The 25,053-nt window shown below is 44.9% G+C and carries 21 protein-coding genes; 1 reads left to right on the top strand and 20 read right to left on the bottom strand.

The features are described 5' to 3' along the window. Window positions 1-126 precede the first annotated feature (126 nt). The 5 genes from CEF13_RS08425 to CEF13_RS08405 all read right to left on the bottom strand — a co-directional run bounded on the left by CEF13_RS08425 (window position 127) and on the right by CEF13_RS08405 (window position 4,965). Window positions 127-801 (bottom strand): ATP-binding cassette domain-containing protein, encoded by a 675-nt coding sequence (locus CEF13_RS08425; protein ID WP_102710271.1) that lies wholly within the window; start codon window positions 799-801, stop codon window positions 127-129. A 9-nt stretch (window positions 802-810) separates the two neighbouring features. Further along, window positions 811-2,379, bottom strand: coding sequence for an ABC transporter permease (locus tag CEF13_RS08420; RefSeq protein ID WP_102710270.1), 1,569 nt, complete (start codon window positions 2,377-2,379; stop codon window positions 811-813). A gap of 70 nt (window positions 2,380-2,449) precedes the next feature. Continuing rightward, window positions 2,450-2,830: a hypothetical protein gene (locus CEF13_RS08415; RefSeq protein WP_102710269.1), complete on the bottom strand. Its 381-nt coding sequence runs from the start codon at window positions 2,828-2,830 to the stop codon at window positions 2,450-2,452. 140 nt (window positions 2,831-2,970) lie between these two features. Continuing rightward, complete coding sequence (locus CEF13_RS08410; RefSeq protein WP_102710268.1) at window positions 2,971-4,275, bottom strand: sensor histidine kinase; 1,305 nt, start codon at window positions 4,273-4,275, stop codon at window positions 2,971-2,973. A 9-nt stretch (window positions 4,276-4,284) separates the two neighbouring features. Beyond that, on the bottom strand, window positions 4,285-4,965 hold the full coding sequence (locus CEF13_RS08405; protein WP_102710267.1) for a response regulator transcription factor: 681 nt from the start codon (window positions 4,963-4,965) through the stop codon (window positions 4,285-4,287). A 243-nt stretch (window positions 4,966-5,208) separates the two neighbouring features. On the opposite strand from CEF13_RS08405, the gene CEF13_RS08400 reads away from it, so the two are divergent. Continuing rightward, window positions 5,209-6,096, top strand: coding sequence for a deoxyribonuclease IV (locus CEF13_RS08400; protein WP_102710266.1), 888 nt, complete (start codon window positions 5,209-5,211; stop codon window positions 6,094-6,096). Here the strand turns inward: CEF13_RS08400 and CEF13_RS29665 are convergent. The 15 genes from CEF13_RS29665 to CEF13_RS08325 all read right to left on the bottom strand — a co-directional run bounded on the left by CEF13_RS29665 (window position 6,046) and on the right by CEF13_RS08325 (window position 25,024). Continuing rightward, a complete protein-coding gene (locus tag CEF13_RS29665; RefSeq protein ID WP_425320556.1) occupies window positions 6,046-6,435 on the bottom strand; it encodes a MerR family transcriptional regulator in 390 nt (129 codons plus the stop codon). The genes CEF13_RS08400 and CEF13_RS29665 overlap by 51 nt on opposite strands. A gap of 21 nt (window positions 6,436-6,456) precedes the next feature. Further along, window positions 6,457-6,825 (bottom strand): DUF4180 domain-containing protein, encoded by a 369-nt coding sequence (locus CEF13_RS08390; RefSeq protein WP_102710264.1) that lies wholly within the window; start codon window positions 6,823-6,825, stop codon window positions 6,457-6,459. Between the two features lie 36 nt (window positions 6,826-6,861). After that, window positions 6,862-7,782, bottom strand: a complete 921-nt coding sequence (locus CEF13_RS08385) for a phosphotransferase family protein (RefSeq protein WP_102710263.1) — start codon at window positions 7,780-7,782, stop codon at window positions 6,862-6,864. 241 nt (window positions 7,783-8,023) lie between these two features. Further along, the gene (locus CEF13_RS08380; RefSeq protein ID WP_102716283.1) at window positions 8,024-9,037 is read right to left on the bottom strand and encodes an endo-1,4-beta-xylanase; all 1,014 of its coding nucleotides are present in this window, start codon (window positions 9,035-9,037) and stop codon (window positions 8,024-8,026) included. A gap of 129 nt (window positions 9,038-9,166) precedes the next feature. Continuing rightward, the gene (locus CEF13_RS08375) at window positions 9,167-10,690 is read right to left on the bottom strand and encodes a glycoside hydrolase family 43 protein (protein WP_102710262.1); all 1,524 of its coding nucleotides are present in this window, start codon (window positions 10,688-10,690) and stop codon (window positions 9,167-9,169) included. A 30-nt stretch (window positions 10,691-10,720) separates the two neighbouring features. Next, window positions 10,721-12,244 carry a glycoside hydrolase family 43 protein gene (locus CEF13_RS08370; protein WP_102710261.1) on the bottom strand — a complete coding sequence of 508 codons (1,524 nt, stop codon included), beginning with the start codon at window positions 12,242-12,244 and terminating at the stop codon, window positions 10,721-10,723. A gap of 65 nt (window positions 12,245-12,309) precedes the next feature. Continuing rightward, a complete protein-coding gene (locus tag CEF13_RS08365) occupies window positions 12,310-13,611 on the bottom strand; it encodes an endo-1,4-beta-xylanase (RefSeq protein ID WP_102710260.1) in 1,302 nt (433 codons plus the stop codon). Window positions 13,612-13,734: 123 nt separating this feature from the next. Continuing rightward, on the bottom strand, window positions 13,735-14,676 hold the full coding sequence (locus tag CEF13_RS08360; RefSeq protein ID WP_424991962.1) for a carbohydrate ABC transporter permease: 942 nt from the start codon (window positions 14,674-14,676) through the stop codon (window positions 13,735-13,737). Window positions 14,677-14,698: 22 nt separating this feature from the next. Further along, window positions 14,699-15,613 (bottom strand): carbohydrate ABC transporter permease, encoded by a 915-nt coding sequence (locus CEF13_RS08355; protein WP_102710258.1) that lies wholly within the window; start codon window positions 15,611-15,613, stop codon window positions 14,699-14,701. Then, window positions 15,610-18,165, bottom strand: coding sequence for a DUF5696 domain-containing protein (locus CEF13_RS08350; RefSeq protein WP_102710257.1), 2,556 nt, complete (start codon window positions 18,163-18,165; stop codon window positions 15,610-15,612). The genes CEF13_RS08355 and CEF13_RS08350 overlap by 4 nt, the downstream gene beginning before the upstream one ends. A 16-nt stretch (window positions 18,166-18,181) precedes the next feature. Continuing rightward, complete coding sequence (locus CEF13_RS08345; protein WP_424991967.1) at window positions 18,182-18,769, bottom strand: YIP1 family protein; 588 nt, start codon at window positions 18,767-18,769, stop codon at window positions 18,182-18,184. 31 nt (window positions 18,770-18,800) lie between these two features. Continuing rightward, window positions 18,801-20,261, bottom strand: coding sequence for a hypothetical protein (locus CEF13_RS08340; protein WP_102716282.1), 1,461 nt, complete (start codon window positions 20,259-20,261; stop codon window positions 18,801-18,803). A 16-nt stretch (window positions 20,262-20,277) separates the two neighbouring features. Beyond that, window positions 20,278-21,141 carry a carbohydrate ABC transporter permease gene (locus CEF13_RS08335; protein WP_424991966.1) on the bottom strand — a complete coding sequence of 288 codons (864 nt, stop codon included), beginning with the start codon at window positions 21,139-21,141 and terminating at the stop codon, window positions 20,278-20,280. Between the two features lie 14 nt (window positions 21,142-21,155). Beyond that, window positions 21,156-22,112, bottom strand: a complete 957-nt coding sequence (locus CEF13_RS08330; RefSeq protein WP_102710255.1) for a carbohydrate ABC transporter permease — start codon at window positions 22,110-22,112, stop codon at window positions 21,156-21,158. Window positions 22,113-22,129: 17 nt separating this feature from the next. Further along, on the bottom strand, window positions 22,130-25,024 hold the full coding sequence (locus tag CEF13_RS08325) for an extracellular solute-binding protein (protein ID WP_102710254.1): 2,895 nt from the start codon (window positions 25,022-25,024) through the stop codon (window positions 22,130-22,132). Window positions 25,025-25,053 lie beyond the last annotated feature (29 nt).

Here is a 25,053-nt window from a genome sequence, read left to right as displayed (position 1 = left end):
TACTGAAGCAGCTCCTGTTTCAAATTAGGAGCAACCTCGAACCCTATAAATAGCACCCATGCTGGGCGCACTCAAAAATGGCTCATGCTGGTTTAGCATGAGCCATTTGATAATACCGCCATAGTATCAATCACGTTTTTTCATCTGTGCCATCTTTCCATCACTCATACCATAAATCACATCCGCAATAGTTGTTACTTTTTTGGAGTGGGTAACAATGATTACACATTTCCCCTCATCATGCGCAAGAGCGGAAAATATATTCAATATTTCCTCTTCGGTTGCACTATCGAGATTTCCTGTTGGTTCGTCTGCGATGACAATCTCAGGGTTGTGTGAAATGGCTCGTGCTATACCTACGCGTTGTTGTTCACCACCGGATAGCTTGAGGATTTTTCTATCCGCAGTTTCCCTATCAATGCCAACCTTTTCGAGCAAGGCATAGGCGAATGCCTTTTTGTCCACTTCCTTGCTCTCGCTGATATTCATAGAAAGCACGATATTTTCGATCGCGGACGAATTGGTGAGAAGATTAAAGCTCTGAAATACAACGCCTATGCCCTTCGCCCGATATTCGTCACGGTTGAGATTCTTTATGTCATGATCGCCGTGCAGAATCGTTCCGCCTGTGCATATATCAAGCCCTGCTATTAAAGAAAGCAACGAGGATTTACCAGAGCCTGACTTGCCTACTATCGTGTAAACCTTTCCAGCTTCAAAGGAAGCGTCAACCCCGTTTAAAACATACTTTTTTGTGCCTTCATATTTATAGGTTACATTGTTAAGTGTCAATACGCCCATTTGTATCACCTAATTCCTTTCCATGAGTATTCTGATCGGCTCGTATTTGGTAATCTTGCTGATGGAAACAAGCCCGGCAAAGGAAGCTAATAAAATCGAAATCAGAATAAGCTCCAAAATCGTATTTAGTCCGAGCGTGATCTTCATTTCAGACAATGGCTGTGCTTGTGACGCGCCACCTGACATGAAACCACCAGGACCCATCGATGTCATAGGGCCCCCCTTCCCAGCTACCATCATGCCGCCGGGAACTTGTGGAGCACTGGCCTGTGCTGCGGAAACCTGACTTTTCAGTATTGCATCAGATACAGGCTGTGCTGCGGTAACACCCAAACCCAAACCGATTACAAGACAAATACAGGTGATTGTGAGAATTTCCGTCCAAAGTCCGAGTGCGACTTTGAATTTTTTCATACCCATCGCGCGAAGCACACCAATTTCATATTTGCGCTCTCTGATGGAGATGGAGCAAAGAAGCAGGAGAATGATTGCTCCCATTACCATAACGGCAATCATAAAGGTGATTGAGATATTCTTTAACCCTAAAACAGGTTTCACGACATTATCGTAGGAAGCGGCATCGGTTTCCACGTCGAACGTATCTGGTAGTCCCATTGCTCTGGCTTGTGCTTCAAAATCTGAGATCATGTCGGGTTCCTTCAGATAATATGTCGCATTGATCCGTATTCCCGTTTCATCGGATTTTCTCGCCGCAAGCAGAGTAGGAAGTGTTGTCAGAACTTCGTTTCGTTTATTCAAGAAAGCGGCTTTCGTCATATTCTCATTGGCGTATTCATCGGTGAGGTCATCATAAACGCCAACCACCTCGAGCTCGTAGGTAACATCGCGATCTAATCTAACTGTTTCCATAGCGGAAATGGACACATTGTACTCAGTACCGTTTACCTCCACCGTGTCGCCCTCGCTTAGACCGCTCGTGTCCAAATCAATCGGGGTATCTATATCGACTTTGGCCGTAAAGGTTAAATGATCTCCAATCTTGATGTTGTTCGCATCTCTAAGCTCAGTGCTAATAACACATTCGTTGTCATTTTGCGGAAATGTACCACTCTCAAAACTTCTCAATCCATCGTTAAAATCCTGCCATGAGTCTCCGAGCAACTGAAAATTACCACCGTCTAACCTCATGGCTTGCATCATTCCTCCCGATGACGCACTAAGTCCACTATTTCCGTTTGCTTCACTATTATCGTCTTGGTCAATTGCATGGATATCAGAGTTGTTTGCACCACGGCTGCCTGTTAAGATACTTTCTCTTAAATATTCGGAATTAGTAAATTGCAAATACAGTTCGGAAGAGATTTGAGGCATGCGCATCATTACGCGCCCATCTTTTGAGTTCTTCATCGCCTCGTCTCTAACCTTTTCCATGTTTGGCCTGATGTAGACCTCAGATCCAAACCGGCCTTTATAATCATCAATCACGGCCGAAGCAGTATTATTAATGATAAGAGTAATTACAGTCGTTAAAATAATAGCGAAAATAATCGCCCCAATCATGATGTTTCTACCTAAGTTTCGCACTAGGTTTTTCAGTGCATTTTGAAATATGTACATTTTACTCAAGCTCCTTTTTTAATATCTCATTTCTAACTTGTTGCTGCCTTTCAATATAATATTGTATGTGTTATTCACTTCTACGCTCGTCCTTCACAGCTTCAAACTCCTCAAAGAAATCATCAAGTTCGTCATCATCGGACTGATTTGAATAGCCTTTCCGTTTCATATACTGGTTTGCAACTTTTTTTGTATCATTTTTAACAAAAAGCATACCGATTGCAAACAATATGGCCGCAATGCCGAAAGAGGTAATAATGTAAGTAAGCACTTGTGGCAAAAATTGTTGCCTGTAATAGTCGGATATTTGTTCATCTGTAGTTCCTTGTAATTCAGCTTGATCAAGCATATCAAGCTGCGCTGGGATATATAGCACAAGCTGCCATATGCCCATACCCAAGATTAGAACGGAAAGAGCAAAGATCGTGATTGGTACAACATTTTTTTTCATCGACATTCTCCTTTATATGAACTATCTCTTGCTAATAATAGAAGACAGACCTTTAACCAACCTTAAATCAAACAACGAATTTTTCTAACAAAAAAACAGCCTTCGGGCAGTTTCCCGAAGGCTGTTTTTTCAATCATTCTTTATTTATGAAGTACAAATGTAAAGGTAGTGCTTTGTCCCTCTACACTCATTGCATAAATCTTACCACCCATATTCTCTATGATTGCTTTGGCGATCGGCAAACCCAATCCATAACTGCCATCATACGTTCTTGATGGATCCGGACGATAAAAACGGTCGAAAATTTTCGACAGATGTTCCTTTGATATACCCATACTGGTATTTGTTATGGAAAAGACAACCTGATGTCTTGATTTCTTTAATGTAATTTCAATACCGCCGTTTGAATCGGAGTATTTGATTGCGTTATCAAAAAGTATCTTTACTACCTGAGCCAGTTTTTCGCTTTCACCGTTTATAATAATATTGGGCTCAATATGTTGTGTAAGTATCAATCCCGTTTCATACGCAACCGCTTCCATTAAAAGCACAGTATCACGAACAGTATCGCTTAGATTAAACGGTAGACTTTCAGTGCTTGTTTCAGCGTGCTCGGTTTTGGCAAGATATAAAAGGCTGCTTACCAGCTTGCTCATACGGTCGGTTTCGGCTTTGATATATCCGATCCATTTCTCTTGACTCTCAACGGTGTCTTTTTTATTCGTTAGCAATGCATCAGCATTAGCATTAATTACTGCAATAGGTGTCTTTAGTTCGTGGGAAGCATCTGCAATAAATTGTTTTTGCTTGTCATACGAAACCTCAACAGGAGCAACGGCGCGTTTCGCAAAAAACACACTGACCCCCCATATAACAAATAACATTACAATACCAATTGCCCCAAAAGTTAAGAGTAATTGTGTCAATATTTTTTGTGATTCGGTAATGTCTAAAAAAGATATTTGAGTGAGGTTATTTATTCTTTTTGTTGAACCAAAGGGATCGCCGTTGTCTCTGAATACTAAACTACCTTTTATATCCTGTTTAATAAATAGCCACAGTTTACCATTTAGTGAAATTCTTGCACTTTCATTATTGGAATCCGTCGCAAACCTAGCCGCATTTTCAAAAACTTCTTCAGGCATATCCACAAAAGAATGAACGCTTATTAATCGGTTTGAACCATCCAATATCACATTAAATGAAAGTGTATAATCTTTTGGAATCATTACTTGAACATTTTGATCATCTGAAGTTCTAGCCAGAATATGTATTGGTGATCGAGTAGGTATTACCGTAGAGGAGAGATTCTGTAGCTTCGAGTAATTCTCATTTTGTGTATTCACGTATGTCATAATGTATATAACGGAAAAAGCGGCAATCATCATGATTGAAATGATAACCATGTTAAGCAGGATGAACCTATTTCGAAGTTTCTTAAACATAATTTCATTTTATCCTCTGCCGTTTTTTAGTAAATACCCCACGCCACGTACTGTTTGAATTGAAGTAGATGAATTAAGCGATAATAGTTTTTTGCGCAGGAAAGAAATATAAACCTCCACATGGTTATCCGCCGCTTCACTATCAAATCCCCATAGCTTATCAATGATGGAATTCTTAGATACAATCATACCTTTCATCTGAATGAGAAGCTCTAAAAGCTGGCTCTCTTTTAAGGTCAGTTTATATGTTTTTTTTCCGCAGTAAATATCTAGAGTATTCGGATTAAGCTCAATATCACCAGATGATAGAATTCCCTCTGGCACAAGCTCGCTCTTCCTGCGTCCCAATGCACGAAGTCGGGCGAGAAGCTCCTCGGTTTTGAACGGTTTTACGAGATAATCATCCGCACCACAGTCGAGTCCTGTAACCTTATCCTCGGTTTCGCCCTTTGCCGTAAGTAGAATGACTGGAACGGCGATTTTTTCTTCACGCAACTTTTTCAATACATCAAGACCGTTTATTCTCGGAAGCATTATATCAAGTATAATAATCTCATAGATAGCGGATAATGCACAATCAAGACCGTACTCTCCGTCAAGGGCAAGATCGACAGTATAATTATTTTTTTTAAGAACTTGAGCTAATGCTTCAGCCATGTACTTTTCATCTTCAACAAGTAAAATCCGCATCACTTTCTCCTCTCCGTTCTATTTCACTACATATTTGTTATCTATTCTTATATCCAAAATTATAAGTGGTCGACCTTAAACAAAACTTAAATGATAATTGTTTCGACTAATTTAACACTTTAGTCTCGTTTGCGGCCTATTAAAATTTGTATTAGCTCTGTCCCCAATACTCACCATTATTTTTTTAGACCTCCTGATGATATAGTTGATACTAATATCCTTAATACGAGCGGAGTGGTCTTCTTGTCAATCTTAATAGGATCTCATGTATCCATGGGTGGAAAAGAGATGTTATTGCAAGCAAGTAAAGAAGCAGCCTCCTATGGCGCTTCGACCTTTTTAATTTATACAGGTGCTCCACAAAATTCGAAACGCAAATCGATTGAACTCTATAATATTGAGCGCGGCCACGCCCATATGAAGCAGCATGGCATTTCTAACATCGTTGTTCACGCTCCTTTTCTTATTAACCTAGCGAACACGAAGAAAAAAGAAGTTTTCGAATTCAGCGTGACATTTCTTCAAGAGGAAATAAAACGGACGGAGAGTTTGCAATCCAAGCAATTGGTATTGCACCCAGGATCGCATGTAGGCGCAGGCAGCGAAGAGGGAATCAAGCAAATTATTCATGGATTAAATGAAGCTTTTACTGAGGATAGTCACGTACAAGTTTCACTCGAGACAATGGCTGGAAAAGGTACGGAATGCGGTCGAAACTTCGAAGAAATCGAAAAAATCATTGATGGGGTTCAACATAACGAACGGTTATCTGTCTGCTTAGATACGTGTCACATTCATGATGCCGGGTATGATATTGTCAATGATTTCGACGGCGTGCTTGAGCAGTTTGATCGAATAATTGGGATAGACCGTTTGAAAGTACTTCATATTAATGATTCTAAAAATGAACGAGGCTCCAGAAAAGATCGTCACGAAAATATCGGACATGGGTACATCGGTATAAAAGCTCTTGACTATATCGTGCATCATCCTCAACTTACTCAGATTCCTAAATTATTGGAGACGCCCTCTATTGGCGAAATCAAATATAAAGATGCGCCATATAAACATGAGATTGCACTACTTAGAAGAGAAATAACAGAACCAATTAAGAAAATGAAGTCGATTTAATTGCCCGTACAAAAAACACGCCATGACTTGGCGTGTTAAAATTTGAGTTTCGGAATGGATTTTATACATTTTTTTATCGATCACAGCGATAAATGCTTCGATGTTTAATTGCCCGCTCTTGGATTTTTGCAGCGCCTTTTGAATTTCCTTTAATGTGAATCCACATGATTTGGCATTAAGTATGAAATTAAGTTGAATCAACACTTCTTCCGAGTATAGCCGGTAACCTGATTCTGAACACAACGGCGCAGAAATGATACCTAGATCCTCGTAATATCTTAAATTTTCCATATTTAAATTCGCCATTTTTGCTATTTGTCCCCGCAAGTAACCCGACATGGTCAACTCTCGCTCCATCTACTACTTCAGCTTGCTTAACTTTTCAATCGCTTTTTGTTCAGTCGGCAAGAAAAAGATATCGTGGCCGTTGTTACATTCATAGATGAAATCTTTTAGGCTTTGACTTGTGTACACAGAAAAATCTCCAACAATAGCAACCTTTACATGATAATTAATGAACTTCTGCAGTATTTCACCTGCAAGGCGTGTTTTCAAATCAAAAAAACTTTCACTTAGCAAGGATTTGTTTATAACTATACGATCACTGCCTGCTTCATATTGTACGGTTGCCATAAGATCCAATGCTGATTGAACATCCTCGATTAAGATCTCGCTGCTGCTCACGATGGCAATAATTCCTCCACCTACATCTACCTTCGCTATTTTCATAAATACCCTCCTAATTTAAACAATATTTAAACATACTTATCTAAGTCTTTCTAGCTGCGTTTTAGTTTTTCCGAGAAAGTATTTATACAGATTTGGCCTGCTTAACGTCTTACCTAATTTCCATACCCCAAAAAACAATGCTAATAAATCAATATCAAAAATATCTTTTTCTGTTAGTTTGTAAATTTCTCGATACCCATTCAATAAAGCATCCATACCGTTTATCCCCTTAGGGAAATCGGTATGGAACCTAAAATGGGCCAAATCATAAAACCGGCTATTGCCCATTATTTCACCAAAGTCAATAATTCCAGTGTACCTGCCCTTGTTGCAAAATATATGCGTTAAATCAAAATCTCCATGAACCAAATAAGCATCCGTATCATTCATGTTAGAAAAGACCATTTCCAAACTATCATTAATCACTTTCATTTCAGTATCAGTAAAGCCGCTTTGTGGCAGTCCACTTATGACGGTTGTTATAAGTTCATCATAAAATCCTCTAAAAGAATCACTTTCTCCGATGAGATCATGATGAACTTTTCTATTCACCCATCCGAATCCATCCACTTTTATTTGATTCACTAAAGCAATTTGCTTTCCTGCTTGATGAAGGATATGCTCAAAGTCCTTTTTTTCAGACATACTTTCCATGCAGCTTCCTTCTATTTCTTCAACGATCATAAAGGAAAGTCCCAGCAATTCGTTCTTATGCTCAAAACAGACAACCTTAGGAACTTGTACACCACTTTTAATTAACATCTCATGTATTTTCACTTCAATTGCAAAGCTTTCTTCTTCTTTCATAATACGGGCATAAAAAGTTTCAGTCATTGATCGAAAACGATACACATATGTAGATCCGCCTTCGAGCACACGTTCCAATTCATCAATAGAAGCAAAATATTTCTCTACTGCTTGTCTTACAAATAATAAATTCGGCTCTTCTGTATTCACATAATACCTCCACTTCTACACATCTCACTTAACCTATATTAGTTAGTAACAACCAAATTTGTAAATGAATATAATTAAACTTTCATGATAATCGAAAAAAAACCACGTCCTAATGACGTGGTGGCCAGGCTGTCGAGCAGCAACTCGAGGACATGGGTCAAGTCCCTCGCTGCTAATTGATTTGTTTCATAACCTTATGAACACAGTTTCTTCCGCCAGATTAATAAGTTTTATGCCAAATTCAAGATTGCGCAACATCCATCACGTTCCAAAAAGATTGCTTAGGGAGTTGTTCCGTATCAAAAATAAATGGCCAATTTTTTCGGCCTCTCACCGGAAAGTGATCCAGCCAGGTATAATCATCCGCCCCTCCCCAGAATGTCACTGAGGTTATGCATTCGCTGTACTCCTTAAAGAGCTGGAAAAATAGCTGGTAACGTTCCGCTTGTCGTGCAAGCATCTCTTCGGTTGGCGCCTTTAGATCAGTACGGCGATCTTCATGACGGAATACGGATACATCCATCTCCGTAATATGCAGCTTCATTCCGAGACTTGCATACCTCTCGATCGCTTGGCGAATATCATCGAGGTTCGGATGTTCCAGGCTCCAGTGAGCTTGCAGTCCGATTCCGTGAATCGGTACATCCTTATCCTTCAGCGACTTTACCAAAGTATAGATTTTTTCTCTTTTCTCTGGTACTGATTCATTATAATCGTTATAAAATAAAAGTGCTTCTGGATCCGCCGCATGCGCGAATTCGAACGCCTTGGCAATGAAATCATCACCAATGATGTCTAGCCACTTGGACGATCGCAGCAGCTCCCCGCCGTTGTCGGAAACCGCTTCATTCACGACATCCCATGCGTAGATATCTCCCTTATAACGTGTAACCACCGTATCAATGTGAGCCTTCATTCGCGCCAGCAGTGTCTCACGGTCAATAATGCCACCCGAGCGATTCTTAAATACCCAATCAGACGTTTGATTATGCCATACGAGCGTATGGCCTCTAACCGCCATGTCATTCGCTTTGGCGAACCCCATCAAGCGATCGGCTTCATCGAACGTATATTGATTTTCGGCAGGATGCAGACGCTCAAACTTCATTTCATTCTCTGCCGTTATACTATTGAAATGATACGCCAACAGCTCACGCTGCGAGATCATCGTCATTGGATTTACGGCCGCCCCTATTAAGAACTGCTGCTTGAACGCTTCATGAAGCTTTGTTGATCCATCATATCGAGAATTGATCACTTCTTCGTTCGCCTCCTGTTCCTATGCATCTCTTTAAGGATACACAAGCCATAGTAATTCCTTCACAAAAAAAGTATAGAAAGCGAGAGGCCTGTGCATGCGCTTAGGTCGCTCGTTTATTCCCTTCTACTCGTCGGCTTCATAATCAAACCACTCAAAATGAGCCGGCGATGTGGATCGAATGCCATTTCCCGTAGCGTACATGGCGATAAAGACGCCCGTAAACCCGCCGGTGACTTCTGTAGCTAATAGAGAGCACTCCCCATGACCGAACCAGAAAGGCACTTCATCGCTGCCATTTGAGAACCCGAAGGCATAATGCTCCTTGTCCGCTTTGACGGTTAGTATGACTGTTTCCGCCAACCATGGTATCTCGTTTTCCACCTTCCACAATGAACCGAGCCTTCTCCGGAAAATGAGCTTTCGGTCGCCAGCAATCTTTGTTACCGCAATCTCGTAATGAAACCGTTCGTTCATGAACACTGTAATTCCCGCTTCTTCGCCATCTTGTTGGGGTGAAAACGTCAAAAGCGCGGATACGAGGCATGTAAAGTGCTGCTGCCTTCGCCCGATAAACGCAGGTGCATCAACATCATTTAAGGTAGCTGAAGAGCCGTATAGCGTCAAACAGCTTTCTCTCACCATCAACGACCAATTCTCTGAATTAGATGAACGCAGGAAATTCCATTCCGGAGAGAGAGCTGAACCGTCGAAGTCATCTCTCACCGGCTTCTCAACGGTCTCTGGCTGCAGCACTAAACCGCCAGATGACATCGTTTCGCCTACGGTACCATTCTCGCCGATTATCGGCCACCCTTCTTCTGTCCAGGTGACGGGTGCAAGGAACGTCTCTCTGCCGAGATGGTGGCGATTCGGATAGCCGACAGGACGAATGCCCAGGAATACGGACCACCAGCTGCCGTCCTGCGCCTGAACGAGGTCTGCGTGCCCTGTTGCATGGATGGACTTCGCTTGGCTGCGATGGGTCAAGATCGGATTGCTCGGGCAGCTCTCGTACGGACCGTCTGGTTTATTGCTTCTTGCCACGGTCACCATATGCCCATATTCGGTGCCGCCTTCGGCGATGAGCAGATAATACCAACTACCGATTCTATAAATATGGGGTGCCTCTGGATATTGACCGCCGGTACCCGCCCACAGAAAGGCCACATCAGATATTTTCTTGCCAGTTAACAAGTCAATTCGACTCTGATAGATGCCTTGGCCCTCTGCCCCATTAGCGGACGAAGTAAAGTAAACAGTCCCGTCCTCGTCGAAGAACAGATCGGGATCAATTCCGGGGTGATCGACGAAGATAGGAGCCGACCATTCCCCAATCGGATTATCTGTATGCACATAGAAGTTGCCGCCAGCCGAAACGTTTGTGGTCACAACATAGAAAATGCCTTCATGTTCACGAATCGTCGGGGCGTAAATACCACCGGAGCTGGCTGCCCGGCTCAAATCGAGCTGCTCAGGCCGGGTCAAAACGTGGCCAAGCTGTTTCCAATTCACGAGATCCTTGCTGTGAAAGAGCGGAACTCCTGGATAATACTCGAAGGAGCTAGTAACCAGATAAAAGTCATCTCCATATCGACATACGCTGGGATCTGGATGGAATCCGCTAATAATAGGATTTTGGTAAGGCATGCGTCGAAACACTCCTCTTGATTAATCGATTTATTGTCCAAGCTTATTGTAGCGGAAATAATCGTAATCTACGTATCCGCCTGTTTGCTTCATTGCGTAATTGTATAGCCCGAATCGGTAGCCCATGAAATGCTCCAGTTTATATTGCATCTGTAATGGTTTCCCGATCGAATGCCAGGTCTCCCCGTCCGTGGAGTAGCGGAAACGGGCAATGTCTTCACTGTTGTCGAACTGAAAATTGATTTGTAAATAAATCTCGTTGCCCTCGAACAGCATGCGTTCTACCGTGATCTCGCCTTCGCCGCCATCCGCTCTTCCGTTTACACACATCGCCACATAACGATCACCGTTCTCTTCGACTTGAATGCCAACTGTTCCGAAGAGATATTGCAGTGCGACCAACCCCGCACGGTCACCCGGCTTCATGTGGGTGATATCCATGACCGTCGTCCCTACGCATGCCGGGCCTTCCGTCCGCTGTGTGAGCGTATTGCGAGCAAATTCCACGCTATGGGTCACATGACCCGTCGTAAGCCGCAAATATCCAGGGCGCTCCGTGACTGACCATCTTGAATTATCCGGATTATGATTCCATTGCCAGTTTAGCGCCAGACGATTCTCTCCATACTCGAACTCGTCGCTGATGACGAACGGTTTGGGAGACGAGCTTGGCAGTGATACTTCGAAAGATTTCGGCGCCATGCCGTCTACGCCGATTACCGGCCAATCGTCCTCCCAGGCAACCGGAAGCACACAAGGAATCCTCCCGACGGCTTCATGATCCTGGAACAGCACGGCGTACCAGTCGCCTTCTGGTATATTGAGAATGCCTCCCTGTGCGATGCCATTATTTCGATAGCCCATATTATCATCCAGAACGAGCTTGCGCTCATAGGGACCCAATAGATTCCGCGAACGATAACATAATTGCCTACGACGTTTATTGCCTGTATTCGGCCACTCAATGAAAAATAAATAGTAATAGTCATTTATTTTATAAGCATGACAGCCCTCACTGCGCAGCATGATTCCTTCCCGATCCGTTTCGAACAGCAGTTGATTGATGCCGTGCGCTTTCAAGGCGGTTGCGTCTTCCATCAACTCCGTGATACGAATATCTCCATTACCATGAATGACATAAGTGCGTCCATCATCGAACAGCAGGCTTGGATCATGATGGAGTCCATTAATGACGAATCTCTCCCATTGACCGTTCTCGATATCTTCCGTCCTATAGACATAGAATCGATTCATGTCGAGACTAGAGAAGCAAACATAGTATAAGCCATTATAATACCGTAAGCTGGCAGCCCAAGAGCCTCTTCCGTAAATGCCCTTGCCATCAAGCAATTTATGTGCATCATTATCCTCCAACGTATCGTACACGTAATTGACGAGCTCCCAATTCATCAAGTTCTCAGACTTCATGATTGGACAACCGGGCATCGAATGCATGCTCGTGCTAACCATGTAGAAGGTTCTTCCTACCCGAATAACGCTCGGATCCGGAACATCCGCCCAGATGATAGGGTTCGTGATCACCGTATTGTTCATTTTCAATTTTCCCCTTTTCACAGCGAATTAACGAGAATTTTTCCTGTTATTGTCTCTATTAATGATTACGTGGATGGCTTCGATTGCCCGGAAGGATCGACTACTGCCCAGAAAGCCTGCTTCGCATGCATCTGCTTATCAAACAGGAGCGGCGCGTCGGTTCGCGTTACTGGGAAGGAATGTAGCCATGTATGGTCGTCCGCGATTCCCCAGAAGACAACACCGCTTAGAATATCCTTATTGGCTCTGAATGCTTCGAACAGTTCGCGGTATCGATCCGCTTGCTTCTCAAGCAAGTCGTCCGGTATATCCTCACCTAAATCTCTGCGATCGTTCCAAGCATAGATGCTCATATCAAGCTCGGTAACGAGATTGTCGAGGCCAAGCTCACCGAACTTCTGCATCGATTCTACGATGGAATCGACAGTCGGCCCGTGAATTCCGATATGCGTCTGATGACCGACGCCGTCGATCGGTACGCCTTTGTCCAGCATTCCCTTTAGAAGCTCGTACATCCTATCGCGCTTCGCAGGATTGTCCGTGCCGTAATCATTGATATACAACTTAGCTTCCGACCCTCCCGCTTCGCGCGCAGCGCGGAAAGCCGTCTCGATATAATCGGTACCTGTAATCTTGTACCAATCGCTCGCTCGCATCCCGTCAGGGTCACCCGGTTCGATTACCTCGTTTACCACGTCCCACGAATGGATATCATCCTTGTATCGTCCCACGATCGCGCGGACATGTGTTTCTAGACGTTTCAACAGCAGCTTCTTGTTCGCTTCGCGCTTCGCCAGATCCGTCTCATCCACCATTGGCTTTCCTTCGGCATCCTTGAAGAACCAAGCGCCTACCTGGTTGTGCCAAACAAGCGTATGATAGCGTACCTCCATACCATTTTCCTTCGCGAATCTGACGATCTTGTCCGCATTGTCCCATGTGAAATTGCCTTCTGTAGGCTGAATCGCATCCGGCTTCATCACGTTCTCCGCGACCAGCCAGTTCACATGCTTCTTGAGCAGCTCCGCATTGAGTCCTACCGTTTGGTTCGGTTCGATTGCCGCTCCGATCGGGAAGTAATTGGCGAACGTTTCCGCCAGCGACGGGATATCCGCCTCGACCGAAGGCTCGGTCGGCGGCTTCGTCGTTTTTCCTTCTACTTGTCTCCCCTCTGTATCGGCGTTTTTATCGACTGAGTTGACGCTGACCGTCGGGGCATCCGTCTGCTTCATCGCTGATTCATTCAGGTCGTTTTCTTGCAGGGTTGCCCCGGGCTTATGATTGTTCAATATGAGAACGGCAACGATCGCAATCACTACGACAGTTGCTATAACCGCGTATACGATCTTTTTGCTGGCATCAGTCATGGCTATAAACCACCTTCCAGTTCATAATTTTTTCTTTGACAAGCAATATAGCAATAACGCCCTCCAGAGAGCCGCCAATTCTGGCAAGTTCCCACAGGGCGTTATGCATATAACGAGACTTCCCTAACCGACGATTCCAGTACGTTCAATACTTTCGACGAAATACCTCTGTACGAATAAATAAAGAATAACAAGCGGTAAAATAGCGAGCAGGATACCGGTGTCCTGCACCATGCTCATAAAGAAGGGATCTTTATTGGTTGTTGCGCCGCCTTCAAGCAGAATCGCCAGGTTGTAAGGCAGAGATGCCAATTGTGTTGACATTACCTTGCTCGACGTCAAATACGTCGTCGTGAAGAAGCTGTCGTTCCATTGCCACACGAACGAGAAGAGCAGCACAGTGATGATAGACGGCATTGCGTTCGGGAGCATGATACGCAAGAACGTTGAGCTGACACTAGCTCCATCGATATAGGCCGCTTCCTCAACCTCCTTCGGAATGCCCCGGAAAAACTGCCTGAATATAAATATGTAAAGGCCTGCCTTTAACGAGTTCGCCGTTATCGAGGTTAAGATGAATGGCCAGTACGAATCTAGCAGATTCAGTGATTTGCCAGTCAACAACGGAATTAAGCCGAGCAATGTAAAGTCTTTCAGGTTCATATAAATGGGAATCAGAATCGTCGTAGGCGGAACCAGAATAGTCAAGATAACGCCCATAAACAACAGATTGCTTCCCTTGAATTTAAGCCTAGCGAACGCATAGCCTGCAAGCGCACATGATACGGTGGTCAAAATCGTTGTTGTACTGGATAGCGCCAATGTGTTAAGCAGCGTATGCCAATAATCCATGATGAACATCGCACTTTTGAAATTATCGAGCGTGTAATGCTCTGGAATGAATACGACTATTGGCGAGTACATATCGGCTTTGTCCTTGATCGATGTGGAGATTTTCTGAATAATCGGATATAGGATAACGAACGATAATCCTGCGATCAATACCAGCCGAACGAATGTCCATAGCCCTCGCTTCCAACTTTCCAATGATAATAATCGGGTCATTATCAAAGCTCTCACTCTCCTTCTATTCCTGGTAGAAGACCCGTTTGGATATGAAATACGTACTAATCAGCAAGATGACCATAATGGCCAAGAAATAGATCCACGCCATAGCCGAACTGAGCCCGAAGTTGAAGCTCGTGAATCCCGTTTCTTTAATAAGTGTCGTCATACCGTTCCTTGAGAACGAGTCGATAATCGTATAGATCACGTTAACGAGAATGAGCGGGCTGACCATTGGAAAAGTGATCTTCCAGAATGCTTCGTAGCCGGTAGCACCTTCGATCTTGGACGCTTCATAAAGCTGGGGAGAGATCGTCTGAATCCCCGCTAGAAAAATCAAGATTTGCACGCCCGATTGGCTTACGATCTGGTAGATTCGGTTGACAGCATCCGAGAGATAGAAGACTACATTCTCGTTCACGCCTGATCTCAGCATAATGCGCTGCAGTTCGAATGTGCCTAACGAATTTATTAGACCGCCGGAGCCCGCGTTCTGCTCGTTGATTGCTTGCACCAAGCTGGACGCTTCCAAATTCGCGATAATGCCGGAAGCGAGAATAACCGGAAGGAAGAAAATCGATCTGGCAATGGCTCTGCCGACAAATTTCTGGTTAAGCAATACAGCAAGGAATAAACTGAAAATGACGATTAACGGTACGTTAATGACCATATTCACGATTGCTTCCGTTAATCTGCGGTTAAAGTTCGTGTTAACCGTCAAGGCTTCCACGTAATTGGCAAAGCCGATAAACTTGATCGACATGCCGTTCGCATTAGCCTTAATGGAGCTGAAGCTGTATTGCAACGAATACAATAACGGAATCAGGAAGAAAAATAGGAAACCAAGCAGCCACGGCAATACATAGAGAAAGCCCCAAACCGACTTCTGCTCAGCATACGTCCTTGGTCTAAAGACAAGCTTCGTTATCGATTTCAAGATTGCTCACCACCCGTCACATAACTCTCGGCTTCTACCGTCAATCCGCCCACTGTCGCTTTGGCATCGTTATAGTTCACGATAACGTACAAGCCGCTTTCATAGATGGTTTTGAACAATCCTTCGCCAAGCTTCTCATGTGCGATGATCCGCTCGTTCTGAACGTTTTTCAGAACCGCGTTCACTTCTTTATAAATATCAGAAGCTTGATCCAACCATAACTCATAATTGACAGCGTACAAATGGCTAAAATCCGTTTCCTTCACCTTATAATTCGGCTCATGAATCCATTCAAAGTATACGCCAGAGCCATATTCCAGGCATTTCAGAATATATTGGCGGACATTCGAATAGGCAGTCAGATTATACGGTGTCCCCGTATAGCCGATGTGGCCGCGAATAACCATCTGATAGAATGGAATTTCTTCATCCTCAAGCTTGTATTTGCTGTTCGACATCGGTGCATTTGTAATATCCGTCAAATAAGGTAGGGCGTAAGCGTTGCCTCCTTCGGCTAAGATTTTTAAATCCGCCTCGTGAATATCTTTCAACGCCTGAATCGAGATATCCTCTGACTCCGTCCGATCGATTTGCTTGTTCTTGCGGAAGTCGCTGTTCAACTGATCTGCTAAATCTCGAAGCGATATGCCGGCGCCCGTATCGTATTTCTTCAAGTCCTTTAGTATCTCTTCCACGTATGAGCCAACTCGACGCGGCGATACGACATAAGACGGCGACTTGTTCCGATCGCGCCGATTAAGCGCTATGTCAAGCGGATAGAACGCCGCAGGCACACCTCGCAATGATCGAGAAGCATCCTCTTTATCGTTAAACCCTTTACCTGTATGAGCAGTCAGGATGGCAACATCCGGATAAAGATCGATGCCTTGTTCCTTAGCGAATGACGTCATACCTCGCAATCCTTTGGCCCCGCCTATCGCTCGATCAACCGAAACGCCTTCCGGCACCTTGTGATCAAGGCCGCCATTGAACCAGCCTGCGTATCTCAGCTTGATATTGTCAATGCCAAGTTCTTTCATCTGGTTAATCATTTGCTGCGTCTGTTCAAAAGTTGTAAGGGGCTCGAGCGTCCGATATGGGATGCCTACGAAATGCTTCTGTTTGGAGATGCTTCCAATGACCTGAAGATAGAATGGAAGCTCTTTATCCTTATTTTCGGCTTTTTGCTCGGGAAGTCCACCCCTTTGTTCCAAATATTGACGGTAATATTCAGCCATGCCTTGATACGAAGCGTTTTCTCCGCTCAGAAAGGCGTAGCGGATTGTAAAATCGCTCTTCGTCGGATGTTCCTGGAACTTAGGCAACGTACGCTCCGAGCCGTTCGCTTGGAGAGTCAGAGATCCCTTGTTAATGACGTTGAAGTTCGGGTAAACATAATTATAGCTGTTTAATTTTCCGCTGATATCAGCACTAATTGTGGCGGTCGACGCACCTTCTTCGATAATGCCCAGAAAGGCATTGCTCTCGCGAATGATGCCGAAGACCGGTAGTCGAACAGTCTGCTCATTCATCGCGTCCTCAACCGTCTCCATCGCCAGGTCAGCTCCATATACCGCTTGCTGATAGGCTGGATATTTGGTTTTACCGTTATTGAAAGCAATCAGCGAACCTGAACCGTCTGGCACGAAAATGGAGCCTTTCTCATCCGTCCCCCCAGCTCCGAAGAAGCTTAGAACTGAGACGTTGCTGACCGGATATTCGCGGGGTGATTGAATATCTCCAATTGGGACTTTGACAATAAGGCTGTCGGCATCAAGCGTATACTCGATTGAGGCTAGGAAGATTCTAGGCGCAGGTATCTCCTGTGTAAAGTTCAGCTCGGCCATATCCTTCTCCAAGTCCTCATCTGTGTATCCGGCATCCTCAAACGCTTTGAATGCTCGATCTAGTTGAAGTCCGTTCAGCGCTCTGTCGTTCCGAACATACGCAGAACTCTCTTTATCTTCAGCATACGCGATACGCAAAGCACGTTGTCCCACCTTGTCAAGCTTGCCCGACAATTCCTCTAGGCGAGCAGCGCTTAGCATTAAAGGCAAGTCCAAGGCCGTTTTCTCGGCTTTCCCGAATTTGTAAGTAACTTTAACCCCATCTGGAATGGCCTCGAAATTAACCTGCTTGTAGGCCACACTATCCAAGAAGGTATTAATCGAATTAACCTGACCGAAACTATTATAGTATTCAATCTTCAATTGCGATGTCAGCAAGCCTTTGTTGACCCCTGTTGCAATTGGATCTGTTTCTCCTTCAGGTGGATTGCTGTACCATATTTCACCGCTGCGCTTATTGAGCACAGCGATGGTGCCTGTCTCGTCATTAATAAACAGCCGCAGCCCATCATTCTCAGCGATTCCCTTCATGCCGGCGACGCGCGAGTCCGTGAAAGAAGCGTTCAATGCTTTGCCTTGCGTGAATGCAGCCTCCAGCTGTTCGCGTTCATCTGCTGGATTCGTATTGCCTGATCCGGAACAGCCAGCAATCAGCAGCCCGATAACCATAAACGCTGACAATATGGCATTTCTGGCCATACGCATCTCCATTCCTCCTTCCTTAGTTCCTCATGGTGATTTCTTGATAAATAACAGTTACAAAAGATATCATTTGTTGGACTAAGCTAAAAAATAATAAGCAGATGAATGCCATGAAACCTATGGCCACAATCGTTAGTATGATCGTTCCGATCGTCTTGCTCGGCGTGAATTGATGCACGGTCATATTCCCTATAAACAACAAGTACATAGACCACAAGACGGCAAAGCTGTTGCAGAAATAGTAGAATGTCGTCTCCTGCAACGATATGACATTGCTTAGCCAAATCCATGGAAAATTGATGATGACCATCGGAATAAGCGCGAAACAGGTCGATGTGAATATTTCAACGAACTTTCCCTCTCCGTCCATTAGTGTCGTCAGCGACCAATTAGCCACGCACCAAAACAACACCGGCACGATTACGTACGTGACCTCCATCAGACTGTTCATTTCGGCGGGATTATAGATATGAACCAAAAACCCGCTGTACTGGCTGCCCAGAACATTGGTCAAGACCAACAACAGCAAGATCGCGAAGGATAAAATCAAGTTCATCTTCTTGCTGGTTTCATATTTCATCTCCCAATAACCGTTAAAGGGATGCATGATGAGGTAAAAAGGGTATTTAAGGATCTCTCTATTCAACCGAAACACCCCTCTTTCTATTCAACATTCTCCGGTAAATCCGTACGAGCAGGAAGACGGCGACCAGCCCGATAACCACAGTCATAATCGTGCCGAAGTGTTCTCTCAGCACTTGCTTGCGATAAAGCAGGAACGCTTTCGAATAATTGCCCTGATCCAGGCTTTGCTTGAAATACCGCATTGCCTCTTCATAATCGCCTTGCCGGAGGATCGACTTGCCGATTCCTGAATAAGCGAAATCGAGATTGGCGTTCATGTTGATTGTCTGTTCGTAAAGATGAAATGCTTTTTCCTCTTCGCCTCTATAGTAGCTTCTGACCGCCTCATTCAACGTCCGGCCGTATTCCGTTGTTTGAAATACGGTAATTTCACCGAACGCCTTATCCAGAACAAGGAAATCGTCCCCTACCCTTTCGATAGCGACCGGCGAGTTGAATTTGCCTAGCTGGTTGCCTAAGCCGCCGAATACGTACATGAAATGACCATCGCCATTGTAAGTGAAAATCCTGCCCCTCTTAGAATCGAGAACGGAGTAGATTTCGCTGTCCGTCACATCGATATCAATAAGCCTAGAAGGCCCACTAGCGCTTGTATAGCGAATGTCCCCTTGTGGATTAAAGTAGCCCGTTCTCCTCAGTATGTCACTGCCTTGCGCGTTCAGCTTGCGGATATTGTCGCCCCATTCCCCGCTCGTTGCATAGATAAATCCTTCGTCATTAATATCCAAGTTCGTGAATTCTGTCGGGGTGAACATGATCATCTGACTACGCTGTGCCTTTGTTGACAATTTCTTCCAGAATAGCTCGACCGGATCGACCATAACGCGATTAGCGCCGATGAAAGACGTAAATGCCCCTTCTGCGCTAAATTCCATCAATCCGTCGAACACGCCGACTGCCATAACGTAGACACGCTGCGCTTTGTCCATGACGACACGGACTGGCTGAAAATCAAAGCTTTCTCGAAGCAGATCAGATTGGGGCTTATCGACAATCTTCACCAATTTGTGATTCTGGTCGAGGTGAACGACACGTTTATTTCCCGTATCTGCTATCAGAACATGCTTCTGCTCCGTTACAAAAATGCCTTGCGGGTTAAGGAAAGTATCAGACTGCCCGTCATGCTCGAAGGAGTCGATAATTGCGGTCTTCTGAAACTGTCGATCCAACACGACGATCCGATTATTGCCGGAATCCAGCACATAGATTTCGTTGTCCGCTGTAACATGAAGATCGCTCGGATTGTTGAATGCGCCGACCCCCAAGGAAATGCCGTTCAGCAAAAGCTTTGCTTCGTATGCGGAAGGCGCTGCAACAGTGTCGCCCCAAACGGAATAATTATAGGACGACCCGCCGCCTTCCGCGTACACAAGAGTTCCTCCCTCGCTTAAGCCAATTAAGCAACAAACCACCGCGAGAAGATACGCTCTTACTATTGATTTGCTCTTCAACATCATGCAAGTCCCCCTTCTACTCTTTCATCCCGGAGGTAGCCATCGTCTGAATGACGCTGCTCTGAGAGATGACAAAGAGCGTAATCGGAACAACCATCAAGATGAGCGCTACTGCCGCTCCAACGCCTGCGCGGGCGATTCCTCCTGCTGTAATCTGACCAAGCGCATAATGAAGCGTCTTTAAGTTCTCGCTGTATATGAAGCTGCCTCCATCAGTCCCCCAAAGTGCAGGAAACTGCAAAATCATGAGCGTTAACCATGCAGGCTTAACATTCGGCATAACAATGTTCCAATAAATTCGATATTCATTCGCCCCATCAATCTTGGCCGCTTCCAACAAGGCTGTCGGAATTTGCTCGATAAATTGCTTCATCAGAAACAACCCTAATGGAAACGCGAGCGACGGCACAATAATCGATGCATGGGTGTTAATCCAGCCGAGCCAAGACATAACCATGTAGTTTGGAATGGCCGTGACATGTCCTGAGAACATGAGCGACAGGATGACAATCGAGAACAGCATCTTCGAGCCAAGAAATTTATATTTCGCCAGCGGATATGCCGCCGCGGATGCGAGCAATATATGTCCTGCAGTCCCGATTACTGTAATGAGCAGCGTATTGGCGATATAGCGCGATAGCGGCACCCATGAATTGCCCATCAATGCGACTAGGTCGTAGAAATTCTCTAGTGTCGGATTATTCACAAAGAATCTCGGTGGGAAGATGAATAATTCATCAAGTGGTTTGAATGCATTGTTCACCGCATAAATCAACGGCAGCGCCATGAAAGCTCCGAACACAGCAAGAAACACGAACAATATAAAGCTGACGGTAAAAGAACGATTCAGCTTTCTCGTCGTTCTGAATACGCTCATCATTTTCACGACCAACGTCACTCACCTACCTTTCTGAGCAAAGCTTGCGTCAGCTTGTTGGTTCCGATCATAATGCCAAAGAGCACAGTCGCAATAGCGGACGCATAGCCCATCTCAAATCGAATGGTGCCATAGTCCATCAGATGCGTAACAATCGTATGCGCTGCATAGTTGACACTCGGAAAGCCCGCAAGGGCTATCGTAATGTCAGCAACAGCAAGCGACCCTGTAATCTGCATAACTGCACCGAACATCAACTGCGGCCTCATTGAGGGCAGCGTGATGAACCATAGTTCCTGCCAACGGTTTTTGATTCCATCTACCGCGCCCGCTTCGATCAGCGTCCTGTCAACCGTCTGCAATCCGGCAATAAAGGCTAAGAAACTGGTGCCCAGACTAAGCCAGAGCTGTACAATCATGATAATAACAAGAATATACTTCTCATTCGTCAACCATAAAATCGGTTCCAATATGACTCCGAGCTTGATCAAGAAACCGTTTAAATAACCGTATCGGTCCCCGGAAAATACGATTAACCAAATGAAAAATACGTTCCCTGAAATCGCCGGCGCATAGAAGATCAAAGTCATAAATGCCCGAACCTTTGGCGAAAGCTCATTGATGATCCATGCGAAAATAAAGCAAGCAATGTAGCTGACCGGTCCGGTAATGATTGCAAATATAAATGTGTTCTTCAGTGCAATCATGAATATGTCATCATTCAGAAACAATCTTGAGTAATTCTGCCATCCAACAAACCGAGGAAATTCAAGCATGTTGAAATAAAAAAAGCTGAGAATTAATGAAAAGACGACGGGAATAACTGTAAAAGTAAAGAAAATAAGCATATACGGACTCATTAGAAAATAATAATGCTTATTTTTTTTCAAATCTGTCCACACATGAGCCAATCTTGATTTTTTCTTTGGATGGATAAGGTTAGACACGGCTTGACTGGTTGTTTCGGCTTGCAATGGATTCCACCCCCAAACTAATACGGTAAATTGAATTCTTTCCGCTTGATCTCGATTTCGTCATTGATGTACAGCACGTAATCGTTCAATGCTTCTCGAGGATTCTCGCTGGCGTTGATGACCTTGCGGAACGCATTGTCCAGATGTCTGCCGGTGAAGTAGCCGCCAGGCACTTGCGGAATACCTCTGACCCACTCCCATTGGCTCGCAAGATTTGTATAATCTTTGACCGGCCACGGCAATTCCTCGAGCGCTTCGGCATTGGCCGTCGGATAGCGTGCAGCTTCTCCCATCAGGCCTTCCATCTCGCGTCCGTAAGCAATCTGCGTTTCCTTGCTGGTCCACCATTTCATGAACTCCCACGACGCGTCCTTATTATCTGTGTTTTCCAACATCATGACACCTGTTGTATGGCTAGCCACTTCGTGATTAACAGTGCCGTTCTCCTTCTCAGTGCCTGGCACGATTGTGAAATCCCATAAACCTTTGATTTCCGGCGCCATGACCGTCAACATGTTGTAAGTCGTATAATCCGCGATGCCGATCGGCATCTCACCCGTTCTGAATCGGTTAGGAAAATCCGCCTGCACAGGGAATTTATAGTTCGTATAAAATTGCGTCCACTTCTTGAACATTTCCATTGAAATATCGCTATCAAGGGCGCTCTTCTTATCGCCTTTCTGATAAAACTCGCCACTATTCTGATAAAGCAGCATGGAGAAGGTCGCATTCGGAACAAGACTCGCGTTCGTAGACTCGATCGGCAGCCAGAATTCCATGTTATGCTTCTGAAGAACGGAAATCATGTTGTAGATGTCCTGCCATGTTTTTGGCGGAGTCAAGCCTAGCTCTTTAAGAATATCCTTTCGATAAAAGAGCATCGGGAACGACTGCTGCTCAGGCAAGGCATAAACGCCATTATCGTACTTATAAGGTACGAGTCCACTGTCATGGAAGCGAGTTGAGACTTCATCGAAATCGGCAAATTTCGTCAAATCTGCTGCCGCACCCCTCATGGCGTAATTCACCGGAACATCTTCACCGATCTGCATGGCGACGTCCGGCCCCTCGCTAGCTAGCGTAGCCGGCAGAAGAATGTTGCCAGGCACGAGTCTCAGGTCTACTGCTATATTCGATTCCGGCGTAAAGGAGTCATCGATTAAGCTCTTGAGCACTTGTGCCTGATCTCGACCTGTCGTGATCCAGACCGTGATCTTCTTGTCTTGCTCCCCGTTCGTATTGCCAATACTGTCGTAATCCTCCGAATACGAGGCAAAGTAAGCCCCAAGCTCATGCTTGATCTTCTCCATAAACGTCGCTTTAGCTCGCGGAAGCTTCCGGTCTGGCGAAGAAACGATCAAATAATCAAGGGAAAGGGGCTGCTCTCGCACGGTAAGAATCCATGTGCCTAGACCACCGACGTTGACCTTGAATGCATTCAAGCGATTGCCGACAGTCTCTGGATTGATCGCCATTTCTTTCAGTTGGCCGATCATCGTATGAAGAACAGCTACCTTATCACTTCGTTCTCCCGTCGATTGCTCCAAATAATCAGCCACACTCTGAATTACGACTGCTTGCTCTTCAAACGTTTTGACCATGTCAGGAATTCGCTTCTCCAATTGATAATCACGGAACGGATCGGGCGTATTCGACGTAATCATCAATATCTTTCGGTACAATTCGTTCAGTTGAAGCACACTCGATTCGATCGTTCGAATCAAAGGGGCGATATCGCCAAGAGAAACCATCATGCGAATGCGATGCGTACCCTTCGTCAAATGGAAAAGGTAAGGCTCATCTCCGCCTAACACGTTCATTTTCCAATCTAGATCGAAATTAAAGCGAAGACGCTTCATTTCCTGAAATGGAACCTGTCCATCTATCGTCAAGCTTCTCGTAGCGTAAACCCCACGCAATTGATCCTGCTTCTGCTTCAGCGCGATTTGATACAATCCGTCTTCTTCAGTCTGGAACTCCCATTCGATCCACTGCCCGGGAAGCTTCCAGTTCGTTCCGCCAATCGTATTAATTCTGATCTTCGATACGTTGTAAGGAACGACGGTTGGACTCGATCTGTCCGATAACGGATATAAAGTAGGCGATGACTTGGAGACAGCATTCTCCGCTTGGATGACAATATACTGATCCTTGACGGGCTTGATTCCTTCCAGCTCGTATTCCCGCTTCTTATCCTGATACTTAATTAATTCATGGTCCTGGTACAGCTCAATATAATCAATCGCCATCGGTTCCCTTAAGGCCGTTAAGGAAATCGATTGCTGTCCGCTCTCGAAATAAAAGGAATAAGGCTCGTCATAATAACCGTTACGGTCAGTCAATGCAGAGATTTGCCATGCCTGCTTTTCAACTTGTCTAGGACGAATTTCATTGCCCCGATCATCTTTCTCGATCTCATCCTGTCTATTCCCCCAAATGCGGTCGAATAATAGGATGTCAGCACCCTTAAAAGGGATTTCCTCGTTAATAGAAAACTGTCTTTCAATGGCAGAGCTTTTTCCTTCTATAGGCAAATAATGAAGTCTCACATTATACAAACCTGCATGCTCAACTTTCACATCCCAACTAATTGCCCCGGATTCCGGCGTGATTACCGCTTTTCCGTCAAGCCCATTCAGACGATCTGCGATTTCGAAGCCATCGCCGGTCGTTCTCGAGAAACTCTCGCCCTCGATTCGGATGACCTCATCCGGCCTTACCGCAGCTGAGTGGCTTTTTAAATACACATCATAGCCATCTTCTCCTGCCGATGCCGTAACGGCTTTGAAGTCCGCCATTGCCATGGCGCGCCTATTATCGGACGAATCTGAAGGAAAGAAAGCCCATATCGACGATACCAGTACGGCAAGAACTAGTATGATAATGACGTAGTTCTTCTTTCTGAAGTTCAACTGTTCTCCCTCCTGCAGCAAGAGATTTT

The sequence above is a fragment of the Paenibacillus castaneae genome, from assembly GCF_002884445.1.
GTDB lineage: Bacteria > Bacillota > Bacilli > Paenibacillales > Paenibacillaceae > Pristimantibacillus > Pristimantibacillus castaneae.
This window is presented reverse-complemented; position numbering and strand designations above follow the sequence as displayed.

Bases quoted from the DNA above. Each gene is read 5' to 3' on its own strand.
- CEF13_RS08410 (WP_102710268.1), bottom strand. From the start codon at position 4,275: ATGTTTAAGAAACTTCGAAATAGGTTCATCCTGCTTAACATGGTTATC.
- CEF13_RS08335 (WP_424991966.1), bottom strand. From the start codon at position 21,141: ATGATGAGCGTATTCAGAACGACGAGAAAGCTGAATCGTTCTTTTACC.
- CEF13_RS08340 (WP_102716282.1), bottom strand. From the start codon at position 20,261: ATGTTGAAGAGCAAATCAATAGTAAGAGCGTATCTTCTCGCGGTGGTT.
- CEF13_RS08405 (WP_102710267.1), bottom strand. From the start codon at position 4,965: ATGCGGATTTTACTTGTTGAAGATGAAAAGTACATGGCTGAAGCATTA.
- CEF13_RS08370 (WP_102710261.1), bottom strand. From the start codon at position 12,244: ATGAACAATACGGTGATCACGAACCCTATCATCTGGGCGGATGTTCCG.
- CEF13_RS08390 (WP_102710264.1), bottom strand. From the start codon at position 6,825: ATGAAAATAGCGAAGGTAGATGTAGGTGGAGGAATTATTGCCATCGTG.
- CEF13_RS08425 (WP_102710271.1), bottom strand. From the start codon at position 801: ATGGGCGTATTGACACTTAACAATGTAACCTATAAATATGAAGGCACA.
- CEF13_RS08415 (WP_102710269.1), bottom strand. From the start codon at position 2,830: ATGAAAAAAAATGTTGTACCAATCACGATCTTTGCTCTTTCCGTTCTA.
- CEF13_RS08375 (WP_102710262.1), bottom strand. From the start codon at position 10,690: ATGCCTTACCAAAATCCTATTATTAGCGGATTCCATCCAGATCCCAGC.
- CEF13_RS29665 (WP_425320556.1), bottom strand. From the start codon at position 6,435: ATGTCGGGTTACTTGCGGGGACAAATAGCAAAAATGGCGAATTTAAAT.
- CEF13_RS08345 (WP_424991967.1), bottom strand. From the start codon at position 18,769: ATGCATCCCTTTAACGGTTATTGGGAGATGAAATATGAAACCAGCAAG.
- CEF13_RS08360 (WP_424991962.1), bottom strand. From the start codon at position 14,676: ATGACCCGATTATTATCATTGGAAAGTTGGAAGCGAGGGCTATGGACA.
- CEF13_RS08350 (WP_102710257.1), bottom strand. From the start codon at position 18,165: ATGCGTATGGCCAGAAATGCCATATTGTCAGCGTTTATGGTTATCGGG.
- CEF13_RS08365 (WP_102710260.1), bottom strand. From the start codon at position 13,611: ATGACTGATGCCAGCAAAAAGATCGTATACGCGGTTATAGCAACTGTC.
- CEF13_RS08420 (WP_102710270.1), bottom strand. From the start codon at position 2,379: ATGTACATATTTCAAAATGCACTGAAAAACCTAGTGCGAAACTTAGGT.